This window comes from Janthinobacterium sp. SUN118 (genome assembly GCF_030397695.1).
Taxonomy (GTDB): Bacteria; Pseudomonadota; Gammaproteobacteria; order Burkholderiales; family Burkholderiaceae_D; genus Janthinobacterium.
Genome location: NZ_JAPUBV010000001.1, coordinates 2,796,599 through 2,813,226, shown reverse-complemented (window position 1 = coordinate 2,813,226; position 16,628 = coordinate 2,796,599). Strand labels below are relative to the sequence as shown.

The 16,628-nt window shown below is 66.5% G+C and carries 15 protein-coding genes; 8 read left to right on the top strand and 7 right to left on the bottom strand.

The window, feature by feature from the left end; all coding sequences use genetic code 11:
* Positions 1-63: 63 nt before the first annotated feature.
* From O0880_RS12760 to O0880_RS12750, 3 genes are all read right to left on the bottom strand, one after another.
* Positions 64-1,215, bottom strand: a complete 1,152-nt coding sequence (locus O0880_RS12760) for a HAMP domain-containing sensor histidine kinase (protein WP_289886777.1) — start codon at positions 1,213-1,215, stop codon at positions 64-66.
* A gap of 68 nt (positions 1,216-1,283) precedes the next feature.
* Positions 1,284-2,159, bottom strand: a complete 876-nt coding sequence (locus O0880_RS12755) for a hypothetical protein (protein ID WP_289886776.1) — start codon at positions 2,157-2,159, stop codon at positions 1,284-1,286.
* A gap of 92 nt (positions 2,160-2,251) precedes the next feature.
* Positions 2,252-4,453 (bottom strand): TonB-dependent siderophore receptor, encoded by a 2,202-nt coding sequence (locus tag O0880_RS12750; RefSeq protein WP_289886775.1) that lies wholly within the window; start codon positions 4,451-4,453, stop codon positions 2,252-2,254.
* 239 nt (positions 4,454-4,692) lie between these two features.
* On the opposite strand from O0880_RS12750, the gene O0880_RS12745 reads away from it, so the two are divergent.
* The 4 genes from O0880_RS12745 to O0880_RS12730 all read left to right on the top strand — a co-directional run bounded on the left by O0880_RS12745 (position 4,693) and on the right by O0880_RS12730 (position 8,050).
* The gene (locus O0880_RS12745) at positions 4,693-5,352 is read left to right on the top strand and encodes a hypothetical protein (RefSeq protein WP_289886774.1); all 660 of its coding nucleotides are present in this window, start codon (positions 4,693-4,695) and stop codon (positions 5,350-5,352) included.
* Between the two features lie 139 nt (positions 5,353-5,491).
* Positions 5,492-6,439: a 2-hydroxyacid dehydrogenase gene (locus tag O0880_RS12740; RefSeq protein ID WP_289886773.1), complete on the top strand. Its 948-nt coding sequence runs from the start codon at positions 5,492-5,494 to the stop codon at positions 6,437-6,439.
* Positions 6,440-6,542: 103 nt separating this feature from the next.
* Positions 6,543-6,800, top strand: a complete 258-nt coding sequence (locus O0880_RS12735) for a hypothetical protein (protein WP_289886772.1) — start codon at positions 6,543-6,545, stop codon at positions 6,798-6,800.
* Positions 6,801-6,859: 59 nt separating this feature from the next.
* Positions 6,860-8,050: a low temperature requirement protein A gene (locus O0880_RS12730; RefSeq protein ID WP_071323658.1), complete on the top strand. Its 1,191-nt coding sequence runs from the start codon at positions 6,860-6,862 to the stop codon at positions 8,048-8,050.
* Positions 8,051-8,063: 13 nt separating this feature from the next.
* Here the strand turns inward: O0880_RS12730 and O0880_RS12725 are convergent, their stop codons facing one another.
* Positions 8,064-8,594, bottom strand: coding sequence for a GNAT family N-acetyltransferase (locus O0880_RS12725; RefSeq protein ID WP_289886770.1), 531 nt, complete (start codon positions 8,592-8,594; stop codon positions 8,064-8,066).
* A gap of 80 nt (positions 8,595-8,674) precedes the next feature.
* Here O0880_RS12725 and O0880_RS12720 point away from each other — a divergent pair, with 80 nt between their 5' ends.
* On the top strand, positions 8,675-9,244 hold the full coding sequence (locus O0880_RS12720) for an XRE family transcriptional regulator (protein ID WP_289886769.1): 570 nt from the start codon (positions 8,675-8,677) through the stop codon (positions 9,242-9,244).
* A 9-nt stretch (positions 9,245-9,253) separates the two neighbouring features.
* Here the strand turns inward: O0880_RS12720 and O0880_RS12715 are convergent, their stop codons facing one another.
* Entirely contained in the window at positions 9,254-10,150 is an 897-nt protein-coding gene (locus O0880_RS12715; protein WP_289886768.1) for a LysR family transcriptional regulator, read from the bottom strand.
* 63 nt (positions 10,151-10,213) lie between these two features.
* Here O0880_RS12715 and O0880_RS12710 point away from each other — a divergent pair, with 63 nt between their 5' ends.
* The 3 genes from O0880_RS12710 to O0880_RS12700 all read left to right on the top strand — a co-directional run bounded on the left by O0880_RS12710 (position 10,214) and on the right by O0880_RS12700 (position 13,756).
* A complete protein-coding gene (locus O0880_RS12710; protein WP_289886767.1) occupies positions 10,214-11,722 on the top strand; it encodes an MFS transporter in 1,509 nt (502 codons plus the stop codon).
* 106 nt (positions 11,723-11,828) lie between these two features.
* Positions 11,829-13,406: an EAL domain-containing protein gene (locus tag O0880_RS12705; protein ID WP_289886766.1), complete on the top strand. Its 1,578-nt coding sequence runs from the start codon at positions 11,829-11,831 to the stop codon at positions 13,404-13,406.
* Positions 13,403-13,756 (top strand): hypothetical protein, encoded by a 354-nt coding sequence (locus O0880_RS12700; protein WP_289886765.1) that lies wholly within the window; start codon positions 13,403-13,405, stop codon positions 13,754-13,756. Before O0880_RS12705 ends, O0880_RS12700 begins: the two co-directional genes overlap by 4 nt.
* A 3-nt stretch (positions 13,757-13,759) precedes the next feature.
* On the opposite strand, the gene O0880_RS12695 is transcribed toward O0880_RS12700, so the two are convergent.
* Positions 13,760-15,112, bottom strand: coding sequence for a serine hydrolase (locus O0880_RS12695; RefSeq protein WP_289886764.1), 1,353 nt, complete (start codon positions 15,110-15,112; stop codon positions 13,760-13,762).
* A 130-nt stretch (positions 15,113-15,242) separates the two neighbouring features.
* Complete coding sequence (locus tag O0880_RS12690; RefSeq protein ID WP_289886763.1) at positions 15,243-16,622, bottom strand: serine hydrolase; 1,380 nt, start codon at positions 16,620-16,622, stop codon at positions 15,243-15,245.
* Between the last annotated feature and the right edge of the window lie 6 nt (positions 16,623-16,628).

The window sequence follows — 16,628 nt, the reverse complement described above, 5'->3', positions numbered from 1 at the left end:
TGTAAAAAATGACCACTTTTGTGGCGTAAATCCGTCATCTGCACCGTATTGGTGCGTTACTTGTCAGTTTATGGGGAAGTCGGCCGGATGGACGAAGGGCCGGCAATCGACGGGCAAGTCGAAGATGAAGCTCGTGCCCGTCTCGGGCGAGCTGTCGACGGCGATGCTGCCGCCATGGCTTTCGGCCACGTTCTGCACGAAGGGCAGGCCGATGCCCCAGCCTGGCGCCGGGCCATGGTTTTCGCGCCGCAGGTAGTCGAAGATGCGCTCGGCCTGTTCCGGCGCGATCGGGTGGCCGCCATTGTGCACGGTGATGATCATGCGTTCGTGCGTCTGTTCCACATGCAAGCCGATGGCGGCGTCATCGCCGTACTTGAGGGCATTGCTGAGCAGGTTTTCCAGCGCGCGCCGCAGCGAATTCTCGCACCACCAGCCGACGACAGATTGCCCATTGACAATACATTTATCGGGCCGCTGCAGGTTGACCTGGCTGGCCACGGCGCGCACCAGCGGCAGCACGTCGAACTGGCTCAGCACCAGCGGCAGCTGCTGGCCCTGGTGGTAGCTGAGGGTGTCGAGCAATTCCTCGATCATGCTGTCGAGCCGCTTGCTGTGTTCGGCAATCTTGTGCGCCAGCACGGCCACCCGTTCCGGTTCGGCTGGCCTGAGCAGCAACTGGGCGCTGGTGCTGATCACGGCCAGCGGATTGCGCATGTCGTGCGACAGGCCGGCCGCGATGCGGCGGCGGAAGCCTTCATGCATGCTGGTAAATTCGCGTATCGATTCGCGGATGCCCACGTCGATCGATTCGTTGATCACGCACCAGTCCTTGCGGCGCAAGGTGATGCCGGACTCGTGGGCGACGGCGGCGAAGCAGTCGCGGAAGATCTGGTATTCCTGGATCACCTGTTCCGGCCCGTAATTGGTCATGCGCGCCCGCTCGTTGCCATGCACGGCCGGCACATTGCTGTTGCTGGCGGCGTTTTCGCGCGGATGGCCGGGCGTCAGGGCCTCGGCCAGGTTGTCGAAAAAGGCCGGCAAGGTATTGATGAGGATGGGCGTGAGCAGCTGGTCGGCGCCGCGCACGCAGGCGCGCACGCGGTCTTCCCAGGCAGTGAGGACGGCGTCGCGCATGGCAAAGATGCGCTGCGCGCGCGCCAGCGGCGGGCCTGCGGCTGCCCGACGATCCGCGTGATGATGCGTGGTGTTACTCACCTGAACTCCCTGGCAGGAATGGCTATGCGCTTAATAGTATGCGCCAAATCAGCCGTCAGGGAAACGCATTATTGTCCAGTATTGGCCTGGCGCAGGGCCGCCTCCAGGCGCGCAAGCGAGGCTGACCAATCGGCCAGGGAAAAGTTCTGTGGATCATCATGACCGTTCGCAAAACCCGTGTCGAGCACGGCGTGGAAGGCGGGAATCAGCCACGTGCCCTTGCGCACGCTGGCGGCCAGGTACAGCAGGGCCAGGCGGTCATACTGCGCCGGCGTGAAACCGGGGTCGGGCGCCAGGCCATCGTTGCCCTTGCCGCCGGCGGGCACGGAACGGCGCGGCTGCACCAGCTCCACGTGCAGGAACAGGCCCGTCAGCGACGGCTTGTCCTTTTCCAGCTTGCTGGCGTAGCCGGCCGTGCCAAAGTCGCGCACCGCCAGCGAATCGCCGAGGCGGTTCACATACACATGGCCTTTCGGACCGCCGCCCAGGGCGGGATTGCGCAGCGTAAAGTCGTTGAAATCCCAGCTGGCGTCGTTGACGTGGGCGGGAATCGCGTCCAGCAGGAAATTCGGGTAACTGGTGTCGTGGATGACGAAATAGCGGGCCACGGGCGCCACCAGCCGTCCCACGGCGCGCGACAGCGGCGCGTCGACGGCGCCGCCGACGTCCATTTCATCGATGCCGTGCGTGGACAGATACGCGCGCAGGCTGGCCGGGGCGATGTCCGTGTGCTGGCCGACGTGGCTGTCGAGAAAGGCGGGCAGCGGCGCGCTGGCGCCCAGGCGCGCATACAGCTTGACGGGGCGCAGCAAGCACGTGGCCTGGGCCCGCGCATCGCCCTTGAAGCCGCTTTTCCAGGCAGCATACGGACAGGCAACTTGCTGCTGGGCAGCTGCGGGCAGGGACAGGGCCAGTGACACGAGCAGGGCAGGGGAGAGTTTCATGCGGGCATTGTCGCCGAACCGGGCGTGCCGGCACAGGCGCGCACGCGAAAAAAAAGCTGCCACGGGGACGGGCAGCTTTATCGTGAGGAGGCTTAGAAGTCGACGGACGCTGACACCACGACGGTGCGCGGTGCGCCCAGCACCAGATAGCCAGCGCCGGACGCGCCGCCGGCGGAAGCCCAGTAGTTTTTGTCGGTCACGTTGTCCAGGCGCGCGCGCAAGGTGACGGCGCGGTCGGCGATGGTGGTCAGGTAGCGTGCTCCCAGGTCCAGGCGCGTCCAGGACGGCACTTTCTGCGCATTGGCGCCATCGAGGTACTGCTTCGACGTGTACAAGGTGCGCCCCGTCAAGGCCAGGCCGCGGACGCCCGGCACGTCCCATTCCGCGCCGAAGTTCAGCTGGGTGCCAGGCACGCCGATCGCATCCTTGCCCACGTTGGCGGGCTCTTTGGCGCTGATCTGCTTCGTGTCGAGCAGGGTCAGGCCGCCCAGCAGGCGCAGGCCCCGGGCCGGCGTGCCGAATACCGACAATTCGATGCCACGGTTGCGCTGTTCGCCAAAGACGCCGAAGATGCCGTTTTCCACATAGGCCGATGGCTGCTTGGTGGTAAACAGGGCAAGGCTGGCGCCGATGCGGCCGCCGTCATACTTGACGCCGATTTCCTTCTGTTTCGACTTGTAGGGAGCGAATGCATCGCCGACATTGGTCACTCCCGCGCCGCCTGCGACAGCGCCCTTTTGCAGGCCTTCGATATAGTTGGCATAGACGGTCACTTCCTTGACGGGGCGATACACCAGGCCCAGCACAGGCGTGGTAATGCTTTCGCTGTAGCTGCTGTCCGCAAAACGGACGCCCGTGTTGTAGTCGTAGGAATCATCCTTGATGGTCTGGCGGCGCGCGCCCACGGTCAGCAATACCTGGTCATCGGCAAAGGCCATGGTGTCGGCGATGGCAAAGCTCGACAGCATGGTGCGCGCCGTCACCAGCGGATGCGCGAGGTCGCCGCCCATGAACCAGGTTGGCGCAGGCGCGGCTACCTGCACGGGGGCATGGATGTTCGTGCCAAAGCCCGTCACAAAATCGCTCATGCCATAGGCATTCTTCGATTGCGACCAGAACGTCGATGCGGTGGCGCTGACGGTATGGCCGACGGCGCCCGTGCGCAGCTTGCCGCGCACGCCGATTTCGCCCGTACGCACGCTGTCGTGGCGGGTATTGTCGAAACGATACGAGCTGGCCGCGCCCGATACGCTGTTCACCGTGGGCGCTGCCAGCACGTTCGACTCGTCGCCGTTACGAAAGCCCATGGCTGCCCAGGCCACGACATCCTTGGCGACGTCGTATTCGCCGCGCAGGGTGCCGAAGGTATCGCGCTCGTTGGATTGCGTCCAGTTCTGCGCGAAATTGCTGCCGGAATCAGGAGCAGCGGGCACGGCAACGCCACTGGCCACGCTGACGCTGGGGCGCGGATTGCGCAGCTTGTGTTCCTGGTAGCCGGCATCGGCCGACAGGCGGAAATCGCGGCCGCGGAAATCGGCGCCGATCGAGAATACGCTCAGTTCGCGCTTTTCGCGGTCAACGGCCGTGTCGCCATCGCGGCGCACGGCGTTGATGCGGATGCCGGTATTGTTGTCGGGGCCGAAGCGACGGCCGATGTCGGCTGCCACATAGCCCTGGCCGCCGCTTTCCGTGCCCACCGTAATCTGCGTGAGCGGGGCATTCGTGGCGCGCTTGGGCACCAGATTGATGGTGCCGCCAACGCCGCCGCCACCTGGCGCGGCGCCGTTGATGAAGCTATTGGCGCCCCGGAACACTTCCACCCGTTCCAGCAACTCGGAGGCGACAAACTGGCGTGGCAGCAATCCGTACAAACCGTTATATGCCAGATCGTCCGAGTTCACGGCGAAGCCGCGGATCACATACATCTCCTGGAAATTGCCGAAGCCGCGCGTGACGCGCACGCCGGCATCGTTTTGCAGCACGTCGCCCACGCCTTGCGCCTGCTGATCCTGGATCAGCGCCTGCGTGTAGTTGGTGCTGCTGAACGGCGTATCCATCATGTCCACGTTGCCCAGCAAGCCCAGACGCCCGCCGCGCGCCACCTGTCCCCCCGCATACGCCTTCGACAAGCCTTCCGCCGACGCATCGGCCGATGCATTCACGACGACGGTGGGCATGCTTTGCGCGTCGCCGCTGGCTGGCGCGGCAGCGCTGGTTTGGGCGTGGGCGGCGGTGCTGGCCAGCAGGAAGGCGGCCAGGGCGAACGGGGTAGGAGCGAGGTGGAACTTGCGCATGATGTTGTTTGGATAGTAATGAGAATGATTATCATTATATTCCGCCACGCGGGATAGCGTGCAAAATCGTGCGCCTGGCAGTCAAAAAATGGTGCGTAGCACAACACTTGACGCATCAGGCACCGGATTCTGCATGAAAAAGGCGCGCCAGACGATACCTTGCGAATTCATCAACCCATGCCAGGCGCTCCCGCTAAAATGCAGCATCGCGCCTTGCGCCCACAGGACACCGCATGCCCATGCTTCGCCATTCCCCGCCTGATGCGCCGCGCACGCGCCTGCCGCGCTGGCTCAGCCTGAAAGGCGCCGCCGTCGCGCTGATCCTCGCCATGCATGCGCTGGGCCTGTATTTCCTGCTGCTGCCGGCGCGCCAGCTCAAGCAATACACGGAAGTGGCCTTCCTGACCCTGATGCCGCCCCGGCCCTTGCCGCGCACGCCGCCGATGCCCTTGCCGATGCCCCGCGCGCGCGCGATTGCGCCCGTGGCGCCGCCCGCCTTGCCGCCCGTCCTGGCCGAATCCGTCGCCGCGCCGGCGGAAACCATCACCGCGCCCGTCGATGCGCCGCCTGCCGCGCCCACGGAAGACTTGCGCACGCGCGCCAGGCTGGCGGCGGGCGCCGCCGACAAGGCCCTGCGCGCCGAATTGCAGAAAGACAAGCCGTGGCTGGCCGCGCCCGAGATCGACAGCCAGACGACCTTTCAGAAGCTGGTCGCCTCCGCCCGGCGCGGCGGCGCCGTGCTGGCGGTCGACGACTACCTGACGGCCGACGGCCGGCCCGCCTCGCGCGTGCGCACGCCGGGCGGCTCGACCTGCTTTGCCATGGGCGACAATCCCGGCGCGGGCGCCGACCCGTTCAAGACGGGCGGCAAGCTGAAACGCGTGGCTTGCCCGGGCTGAAGAGCGAGGCAAAGCCCGCGTTGCGATCAGGGTTTTGAGGGCATTTACGGGGCAGGCGGCCCCGGCAGGGCGTCAAATATGCTAAGTTGCGTCTGCGTTTGTTTCCCGTTCCCCTATGCCGACACCATCCTGGACGCCCATGCCCCCCGAACTCCTGATCCTCGCTCCCAGCCCCTCGGCTGCCGTCAACGCGCAGCTTGAGCACGATTACACGTGCCACCACGCCTGGCAAATCGCGCCGCAAGAGCGCCATGCCTGGCTGGCGGAGCGCGCGCCGCGCATCCGCGCCGTCGTCACGACGGGCGCGCTGGGCTTGAACGCCACGGACATGGGCTTGCTGCCCGCGCTGGAAATCATCGCCGTCAACGGCGTCGGCCTCGATGGCGTGGCGCTCGACGTGGCGCGCCAGCGCGGCATCGCCGTCACCACCACGCCGAACGTGCTGACCGATGACGTCGCCGACGTGGCGCTGGGCCTGCTGCTGGCCAGCGCCCGGCATATTGCCGCGCTCGACCGTTTCGTGCGCGATGGCGGCTGGGAACGCCGCGAAGCGATCACTCCCGCATCCAGCCTGCGCGGCAAAACGGCCGGCATCTTCGGTTTCGGGCAGATCGGACAAGCGATCGCGCTGCGCCTGGCCGCCTTCGGCGTCAACGTACGCTATTACCAGCCGCGCGCCATTCCTGGCACGCCCGTGCCGCGCGCGGAATCCTTGCTGGCCCTGGCGCAGGAAAGCGATTACCTGATCGTCTGCGCGCCGGGCACGCCGGCCACGCGCAAGATCGTCGACCGCCAGGTGCTCGACGCGCTGGGTCCGCAAGGCACCCTGATCAATATCGCCCGTGGCGCCCTGATCGACGAAGACGCCATGATCGCCGCCCTGCAGGATGGCCACCTGGGCGCGGCCGGTCTCGACGTATTTACGGACGAACCGCACGTGCCCGCCGCCTTGCGCGCCTTGCCCAACGTGGTGCTGACGCCGCACGTGGGCAGCCTCACCGTGGAAACGCGCCATGCGATGGGGCAATTGGTGGTGGACAACCTGGCAGCGCACTTCGCCGGCTTGCCCTTGCCCACGCCGGTTTAAAGCCATCCGCCTGCCGCGCACAGCAAATTGCTCCCGGCACCCGCGAAATGCGTTAGCATCCTATACATAGTTTTCCATACGATGTTTTAATGAAGGGACGGCGATGCATACGATAGTGGTGATGGGCGCGGGTTTCGCGCTGCTGGCACTGTGCCTGCTGATTGGACGGGGCAGGGGCGCGATGGCGCATGCGGCCCTGGCCTTCATTCCCCTGTGGCTGGTGGGCGCGGGCATCAACATGGCCGTGGGCGTGCTCGGGGCTGGCTATTCCGTGGCCGAGGAACTACCGATTTTTGCAGTAATTTTTGCCGTGCCAGCCTTGCTGGCCGGTTTTTTGTGGTGGCGTTTACAACGCGCCTGAGCCGCCAGCCCATGGGCAGCACCGCCAGCGCGGCCAGGATTGACGATGAAAGAGTATGTATGGAATTGACAAAATCGCTGTTGCGCAAGCGCGGCGGGCAGGACAGCGGCAAGGTGGGCATGATCGAGCTGTTCTTCGACCTCGTGTTCGTGTTTGCCGTCACGCAACTGTCGCATGGCTTGCTGGCGCACCTGAGCGCCACGGGCTGGCTGCAGACGGGGCTGCTGCTGATGGCCGTCTGGTGGGTCTGGATCTTCACGTCGTGGATCACCAACTGGCTCGACCCCGAGCGCATTCCCGTACGCATCAGCCTGTTCGCCCTGATGTTGGGCGGCCTCATCATGTCTGCCTCGATTCCCGAAGCGTTCGGCACGCGGGGCCTGGCCTTTGCGGGCGCGTATGTCGCCATGCAGGTGGGGCGGCCCCTGTTTGCCTGGTGGGCCGTGCGCCACGAAGCACTGTCGCGCCGCCGCAATTTCCAGCGCATCGCCCTGTGGGCCGTGCTGTCCGGCGCCTTCTGGATCGCCGGCGGCCTGGCCGACCCTTCGCAGCGCATCTTCTGGTGGGCCGCGGCCCTGCTGATCGACCTGGCGGGACCGTGGATGCAGTTCGGCGTGCCCGGCCTGGGCCGCTCGTCGACGGCCGACTGGGACGTCGATGGGGGCCACATGGCCGAGCGCTGCGCGCTGTTCGTCATCATCGCGCTGGGCGAATCGCTGCTGGTAACGGGCGCCACGTTCGCGGGCCTGGAATGGACGGCCGCCAACTGGCTGGGTTTCCTGTCGGCCCTGGTCGGCAGCATCGCCATGTGGTGGATTTATTTCGACACCGGAGCCGAAGCGGGTCATCACCGCATCGCCCATTCGAAAGATCCGGGCCGCATCGCGCGCAAGGCTTACACCTACATCCACATGCTGATCGTGGGCGGCGTGATCGTCAGCGCCGTGGCCGACGAGCTGGCCCTCGTGCACCCTGACGAGGCCAGCTTCGCCGGCATCAGCGCCTTGCTGGGCGGCCCGATCCTGTATTTGCTGGGCAACGCCCTGTTCAAATGGGTCAGCAACGACCGCGCCACGCCGCCGCTGTCGCATCTGCTGGGCATCTTGATCATCCTGGCGCTGATCCCGATGGCGTACGGCCGCCTGTATGCGCCGCTGACCCTGGCCTGCATCACCAGCTGCGTGCTGGTGTTGGTGGCCGTGTGGGAACATCTGGCCCTGCGCCGTCCGCCGCCGGACATCGATCCCTGAGTCTTGCCTGAAGTTAGCTGGACGGCGTGATGCCGTCCGGATCGCTGCGCGCATCGAGCGTCAGCTGCAGGAACGCCAGGTCCAGCCAGGCGCCGAACTTGGTGCCCACCTGCGGCAGCAATCCCACCTCCTCGAAACCGAGCTTCTTGTGCAGGGCGATCGAACCGGCATTGCCCGCTTCGATGCCCGCCACCATGACATGCTTGCCGATGCCGCGCGCGCGCGCGATCAGCTCCACCATCAGCGCCCTGCCCGTGCCGCTGCCGCGGCAATCGGCGCGCACATACACGGAATGCTCGACCGTATGGCGGAAGCCGTCGAAGGCGCGCCAGTCGCCGAACGAGGCGTAGCCGGCCACGTTTTGCTGCGCGTCGATGGCGACGAGCACGGGATAGCCGGCCCGCAGGCGGTCGGCCAGCCAGGCGGCGCGGTTGGCCGCATCGACCGTCTGCTCGTTCCAGATGGCCAGGGTATTGCTGACGGCATCGTTGTAGATGGCCGTGATTCCCTCGATGTCGCCCGCATGGGCGTCGCGTATCTGCATGGTTGTTTCCTCGCTGGGCGTCTACTATAATGGACAAATCATAGATTGCCGCCCACACTTTTGTCCAATAAATCCTGAGTATGTCCACTAAACCAGACGAATTGAACCAGCGCATAGGGGCCAGGGTGCGCATCGAGCGCGAGCGGCTGGGCTGGTCGCTGACGGACCTGGCGGCCCGGTCCGGCGTGTCGCGCGCGATGGTGCACAAGGTGGAGCGCGGCGATTGCAGCCCCACGGCCACCTTGCTGGCCCGGCTGTCGGGCGCCTTCGAGCTGAGCATGTCCGAGCTCATCGCCCGCGCCGAGATGCGCGAGGGGCGCCTGCTGCGCAAGGCGGGCCAGCCCGTGTGGGTCGACCCGCAGAGCGGCTACGTGCGGCGGCACGTATCGCCGGCGTCCGACATGCCGCTCGATCTCGTGCACATCACCTTACCGCCGGGCGCGGCCGTGCCCATGCCGGCGGCCGCCTATGTGTCGCGGCGCCAGCTCATCTGGGCGCTATCCGGCAGCCTCGTCTTCATCGAAGGCGACACGCGGCATGCGCTGGACGAAGGCGACTGCCTGGAGCTGGGGCCGCCGGCCGACTGCGTGTTCAGCAATGAAACGGCGACCGATTGCACCTACGCCGTGGCCGTCCTGAAAAGCGCCTGAGCGGCGATGTCAGGCCAGCGCCGCCGCGCGCAGCTGGGCGATGAAGGCGCGCGCGGCCGGCGCCTGTTCGTGGCGGCGGAAGGCGACGGCGATTTCCGAGCTGATCGCGGGCTGCGCCAGTTCGCGAAATTCCACGCCCGGCAGCCGCACGCTGGCCATCACCGAGTGCGGCACGATGGCGCAGCCGACGCCCAGCGACACTTCCGTCAGCACGGCCAGCAGGCTGCCCGGGCGCGACATCACCTGCGGCGCATAACCGCCACGCCGGCTGAACTCGACTGTGCCCAATTCCTGTTCCGGCACGATGAATGCCTGCTGCGCCAGGTTCGCCGGCGCCACCACGCCCAGCCGGGCCAGCGGGCTGTCGGCTTGCACGGCCAGCACGAAGCGGTCGCGCAGCAAGACCACGCTGGCGACGCCATCGGGCAGGCGCAGGGGCGGACGCACGAAGGCCAGGTCGAGGCGGCCCTGGTCGAGCAGTTCGGGCAGCGTTTCCATCGCATATTCGCGCGCGCCGATGCGGATGCCCGGGTGCGCCGCCCGGAAGCGGGCAAACTGCGCCTGCAGCACGCCGGCATAGGCCGCCGACGCCACGTAGCCGATTTCCAGCCGCCCCAGTTCGCCCCGGCCCGCGCGCCGGGCCACGTCCTGCGCCTGTTCCAGCTGTTCCAGCGCGCGCGCCGCTTCCGGCACGAACAGCTCGCCGGCGGCCGTCAGGGTCACGGCGCGCTTGCTGCGCTGGAACAGCCGCGTGCCGAGCAGGCTTTCCGTTTCCTGCACCTGCTTGGTCAGCGCGGGCGGCGAAATGCCCAGCTCGGCGGCGGCCCGCGCGAAATGCAGGCTGTGCGCGACGGCCAGCACGCAGCGGAAGTGCCGCAGCTCCAGCGATTTTTCTGTATTCACCATGAGTGAATTATAAGTCGATTGACTTATAACAAGAAATAATACCGGCCTGCTTACAATCCAGGCATGAAAAATACCAACTGGACTTTGTATACGTGCTCGGGCGTCTGCGCCCTGATCATGCTCGACACCAACGTCGTGGCCGTCTCGCTGCCCTCGATCGCCCGCTCGCTGAACGCCAGCTTCGTCGACGTGGAGTGGGTGGTCAGCGCCTACATGCTGGCGTTCGCCTCGTTCCTCTTGCCGGCCGGCAGCATCGCCGACCGCCTGGGGCGGCGCAGGGTCATGCTGTCCGGCCTGGCCGTGTTCGCGCTGGCCTCGCTGCTGTGCGGCCTGGCCTGGACGCCGTTCGTGCTCAACGTGGCGCGCGCCGTGAAGGGCCTGGGGGCCGCGCTGCTGCTCACTTCCGCGCTGGCCGTCATCGGCCACACTTTTCATGCAGAAAAGGAGAGGGCGCGCGCCTGGTCCGTGTGGGGCGCGGCCATGGGCGTGGCCATGACGGTGGCGCCGCTGCTGGGCGGCCTCGTCACGAGCGCCATCAACTGGCGCTGGATCTTTTACCTGAACCTGCCCGTCGTCGCCATATTGATGTGGCTGGTGCAGCGCCACGTGGACGAATCGAAGGATGCGTCGAACGCCAGCTTCGACCCGCTCGGCGCGCTGCTGTTTTCCGCCGGCCTGTTCTGCATCATCTGGGGCTTGATCGACGCCAGCGTGGCGGGCTGGGACAGCCGCGCCACCATGCTGCGCTTTCTGGCCGGGGCGGTGCTGCTGTGCGTGTTTGTCGTGGCCGAGCGCCGCCAGCGCGCGCCGATGATCGACCTGGCGCTGTTTGGCCGCCGCGTCTTCGTCGGCGCCGTGCTGGGCATGTTCGGCTACGCCATCGCGGCGCAGGTGATGATGACATTCTTGCCGCTGTACCTGCAGAACGCCTTCGACTTTTCCGCCGTCATCGCCGGCTGCGCCATGCTGCCATTCGCCGTCGCCATGGTGGTGCTGTCGCGCCTGGCGCCGCGCGCCATGCGCCGGCTCGACGACCGCGGCATCCTGGTGACGGGCTTGCTGATCGTCGCCGTGGGCAATGTGGCCACGGCATTCGCGGCCGCCAGCCTGCAATATGCATGGGTAGCGGCCGGCATGGTGGTCACGGGCGCCGGCGCCGGGCTGCTCAACGGCACCACGCAAAAAGCTATCCTCGCCTGCATCCCGCGCGAACGGACAGGCATGGGCTCGGGCATCAGCACCACCACGCGCTTCGTCGGCATCGTGCTGGCCGTCGGCGGCCTGGGCGCCGTGCTGGCCATGCGTACGGCGGCGTCGTTCGAGCGCCTGGCCTGGCTGCACGGCTTGAAGGCGACGCCCGAGATGATAGGGCGCATCGTCGCCGGCAACGCGGCCGAAGCCTTCGGCCAGCTGCCGCCAGCCATGCAGGCGCTGGCGCAGGAAGCGGCGCGCCACGCCTTCGTCGACGGCTTCGCCAGCGTGCTGTACCTGGCCGGCGCCTTGGCAGCCGTCGTGGCGGCGCTGGTATTCGTGCTGGCGCGGCCGGCTCCGGCGGCCGTGACGGTCAAATAAAAGTGTAACTAATCGGTAGGATCCATGTGCGCCGGTCCCGCTTGTAATATGATGCCATCGAGCAATACATAGCATTCAAATAACAGCGGTTCATCGGAGGGGTAGCATGCGCAGAAAACGCATTATTGTAACGAGCGTGCTGGTGGCAGTCATCGGCGTGGCGGCCCCCCTGAGCCTGGCTTTTTACCTGTCGTCCGTGCGCGCCGTGCAGGGCGAGCAGGACCGTTTGCGCCTGCTGGCCGGCTACGCGCTCGAACGCGCGCACCGCTCGATCGCCTCGGCCAGCGCGGCGTTGCGCAGCGCCGACGCGCTGGACCTCGTGCCATGCTCGGAAGCGCATATCCAGCAGTTGCGCCGCATCACCATTACCACGCGCAGCATCGACGATATCGGCTATGTCGAGAACGGCTTGCTGAAATGCACCTCCACCGGCATCGAGGAGGCGCGCATTACCGTGACGCCGCCCGATTTCATGCTGGACAATGGCATGGGCCTCGATTTCAACCTGCGTCCCGTCGTCAGCGGCGGCAAGCGCATGGTGGGACTGACGTACCGCGCCTACAAGGTGCTGATCGATCCCGTGCGCTTTTCCGACGTCATCGTCGACAGCGACATCCAGATGGCCGTCGCCATCGGCAAGGAAGGCGTGCTCGACACCTTGCACCATCCGGATCCTGCGCAGGTGCAAGCCTTGCTTGCCGGCACACCCACGGCGGGCGACATCGCGCACGATGGCAGCATTCATGCAACGCTGTACCGCGATGGCTTGACGGCCGTCATGATCGAACCGCGCAGCAAGCTGAACGACAGGCTGCGCCGCGAACAGTTGCTGCTCCTGCCGATGGGCTTGCTGATGGCCGCCTTCATCGTCGGCATCGTCGTCTGGCTGTCGCGCCGCCGCCTGTCGCTGATGGGCGAGTTGCGCATCGCCATCGACCGGCGCGAGTTCTTTGTCCATTATCAACCCATCATCGCGCTCGACACGGGCGCCTGCGTGGGCGCCGAGGCGCTGATACGCTGGCGCCGTCCCGATGGCAGCATGATACGGCCCGACCTGTTCATCCCCGTGGCCGAGGAGAGCGACTTGATCCTGCCGATCACGGACCAGGTCATCGACTGCGTCATCGCCGACCTGCGCGCCGCGCTGGTGGCCGACCGCGAGCTGCATATCGCCATCAACCTGTGCGCCAGCGATATCGAGACGGGCAGGGTGCTCGACGTGCTCGAGCGGGCCCTGGCCGGCACCGGCATCGAGGCGCAGCAGATCTGGCTGGAAGCGACGGAGCGGGGCTTCATCAATGTGGAGGCGGCCCGCGCCACCATCGAGAAAGCCAGAGCGCGCGGCCACGCGGTGGCCATCGACGATTTCGGCACCGGCTATTCCAGCCTGTCGAGCCTGCAAAACCTGCCGCTCGATGCCTTGAAGATCGACAAGTCCTTCGTCGACACCATCGGCACGGACGCGGCCACCAGCAGCGTGACGCCGCACATCATCGCCATGGCGCGCAGCCTGAAGATGCTGATCGTGGCCGAAGGCATCGAAACGCAGGCGCAGGCCGACTACCTGGCGGAACGCCAGGTGGAATTCGGCCAGGGCTGGCTGTTTGCGAAAGCGTTGCCGGCCGCCGAATTTCTCGCCTTTTACGAAACCCGCCGCCCACCGCTGACACCATCGACGCCATGAGCACACCGCGCTTTCCCTATCCCTTGCAGCCGCTGCGCGTTCCTGGCGGCTGGAGCATCACCGTCAACACCCTGTTCGAAGTGGAACCGGGTCCCGAGACCATGCAGTGGTTCAGCAGCGCATTGCTGCTGTGGGGCAGCTGCCGCGACACGGGCTACTGCTTCAACTCGCATTTCGAGCCGGAAGACGATCCCGCCGGCGAATTCGTGCTGGAGATGGGCAAGGTGGCCTACGACCGCCACGGCAACGTCGTCAAGGGCAGCGATGCCTTCCTCGGCGAATTCCGCACGCGCAGCAAGGCGGCATTTGTCGCCCGGGTCGAGCAATTCATGCGCGACCCGGGCGCATGAGCGCTAGGGCTTGCGCGGCAAGACCACGTCCTGCCCGCCTTGCTTGAGCAGGACGCTGTCGATACGGCCCTGGGCATCGCGCGTAAACGCCAGTTCCGCGTCGATGGCGCGGACGAAGAAGCGGTCTTTCGCGCTGGCAAACACGGGCGCCGAACCGACGCCCGTGCCGGCCGCTTCCAGCCCATCCTTGCCCAGGCTCACCGTCAAGGTGAATTCCTTGCCAAGCGGATACTCGCCTACATACTCGGCCAGCGCCGCGCGCGGCAGGTCGATGGCTGCTGGCAGCTTTTTGATGGCTGGCAACGGTGTGCCCGGCAGCAAGGCTGACAGTCCCAGCTCGTCGATGGTGCGCGCCGTATTCGTCAGCACCACCACGCCGCGCTTGCCATCCGTCGTGAACGCCACATAGCTCGAGTAGCCGCCCGTCTGGCCGCTATGCCAGGCATAGCCTTGTCCCTGCTTCTGCTCCAGCAGCCAGGCCAGGCCGATTTTCGTGTCGCTGTCCGGCGCTAGCGCGCGCTGCGGCTTGACGGCCAGCGCATACGGGCGCAACGGCCGGAGCATATAGGCTTGCAGGTAGGCCACCATGTCGCGCGCGCTCGAATACACGCCGCCGGCCGGCGCCACCACGTTCAAATCCCAGGCCGGCGTGGGCTGGCCCGTGCCCAGGTGGCCGGGCGCCAGGCGCGCCAGCATGCCGGCCGAGGCCGTGTTCGACGTCGAGCGCATGCCCAGCGGCACGGCGATGCGCGACTGCAGCAGCGCCTCATAGCTGGTGCCGGCCTGGGCCGCCAATGCCGTGCCCAGCACCGCATAGCCGATGTTCGAATAGTCGAAGGCGCTGCCTGGCGCGCGCGGCAGGCGGTAGGCGGCGAGGAATTGCCGCTGCAACTGTTCCGTGTAGTCGGCGTAAGGGTTGGCCGGGTCCTTCGGCGCGAAATTGCCGGGCAGGCGCGGCAGCGATGAATAATGCGTGGCCAGGTCGAGCACGGTGATCGGCTTGCCGTCAAAGCTGGGGAGCGTGTAGCCGGGCAAGAGTTTCGCCACGGGCTCGTCAAGCGCCACCTTGCCGGCCACGACGGCGTCGGCCAGCAGCAGGGCCGTCATGGTCTTGGTCACGGAACCGATCTGGTAGACGGTGTCGGCGCCGGGCTTGGCGGGTTTGCCCGCCTGCGCATGGCCGAAACCGTATACGGCGCTGTGCTTGCCGTCGATGACGGCGATGACGATGCTGGAATGCAAGCCCGTGCGCGTCAGTTCCTCGGCGCGCTGGCGCACGGCGTCGTCCAGCACGGGGGCGGCCAGCGCGGCGGAACCGAGCAGGCAGAGGGGGAGGAGGGCGAAAGTGGGTGTCATGGGAACCTGTCTAGAGTTGGTCTGAACGGCAAGTTCACGCCAGCCCCTGGGTAAAGTGGCTGGAATGAACGCCGAGCATAGGCTGGCTACATGAAGGTTGCCTGAGTTTTATTCCATTATTGCTGAAAAATCAAGGTTTGCGCTTGCCCGGCATGGCCATGCCGTTCTGGTGCAGGATCACGCCAGTGATGGCGCCCTGGGCGTCGCGCTGGAACACCAGCTGCGCCTCGACCGCCTTGTAAAAGAACGTGTCTTGCGCGCTGGCGAACACGGGCGCTTCGCCCTGGCCCGTGGCGCCCACCAGCAAACCGTCCGGCCCCTGGCGCACGCTGAGCACAAACGTGGGCGCCAGCGTATACTGGCCCGCGTATTGCGCCAGCCGGGCCGGGTCGATGGCGATTTCCTTCGGCGGCGCGCCATCCTTTTCCAGGGGCGGCAGGCTGCCAGGCACCAGCACGCCGACGCCCAGCCCGTCGACGTCGCGCGCAGTATTGCTCAGCACCACCACGCCCCGCTTGCCGTCGAGGGTATAGCCGACAAAGCTGGCGTAGCCGCCCGTCTGTCCGTTATGCCAGGCGAAAGGCTGGCCATCGACCTGGTCGAGCACCCATGCCAGGCCCACTTTCTTGACGCCGTCGCCGTCGCCTTCGCCGGCCAGTATCTGGCGCGGCTGCACGGCCAGCCGCTGTGCCGCGCCGGGTGCGCGCATGTATGACTGCACATAGGCAATCATGTCGCTCGCGCTGGAGCGCACGGCGCCGGCCGCCGCGATGGCCTGGAAATGCCAGTTCGATGTGGGCTGGCCATCCTCCAGATGACCAGGCGCCAGGCGGGCCCGCAGGGCGGGCGTGGTCTGCGTCGAGCTGGAAAGCATGCCCAGCGGGCGGAAGATGCGCGCCTGCAGCAGTTCTTCATATGGCAGCTGCGCCCGTTCGGCCAATGCCGTGCCCAGCAGCCCATAGCCGAGGTTCGAGTACTCGTAGGAGGCGTCCGGCGGACGCGACAGGGTGTGGCCTGCCAAGAAGCTGCGCAGCTGCGCTTCCGCATAGTCGGCGTAGGGATCGTTGATGTCCGCCGGCGCCAGGTTGCCGGGCAGGCGCGGCAAGCCGGAAAAATGCGTGGCCAGCTGGGCCAGTGTTATTTGCTGGCCGGCATGGGCAGGAATCGTATAGGCGGGCAATAGCTCGGCGACGGCCTGGTCCAGCCCGGCATTGCCGGCCACGACGGCGTCGGCCAGCAGCAGGCCCGTCATGGTTTTCGTCACGGAGCCGATTTCGTAGACGGTGTCGGCATCGGGCTCAGCCGCATCGCCAGGCCGCGCGCGGCCAAAGCCATACACGGCGCTATCCCTGCCGTCGATCACGGCGATGACGAGGCTCGCATGCTTGCCCTCGCGTACCAGCGTTTCCGCGCGCTCGCGCACGCTTGCATCGAGAGTGGGGGCGGCCATGGCGCCGGCGGCAGACAGCGATACGATGGGCAATAACAGGGTGGGCAGGCGTGGTGGCATGGTCAA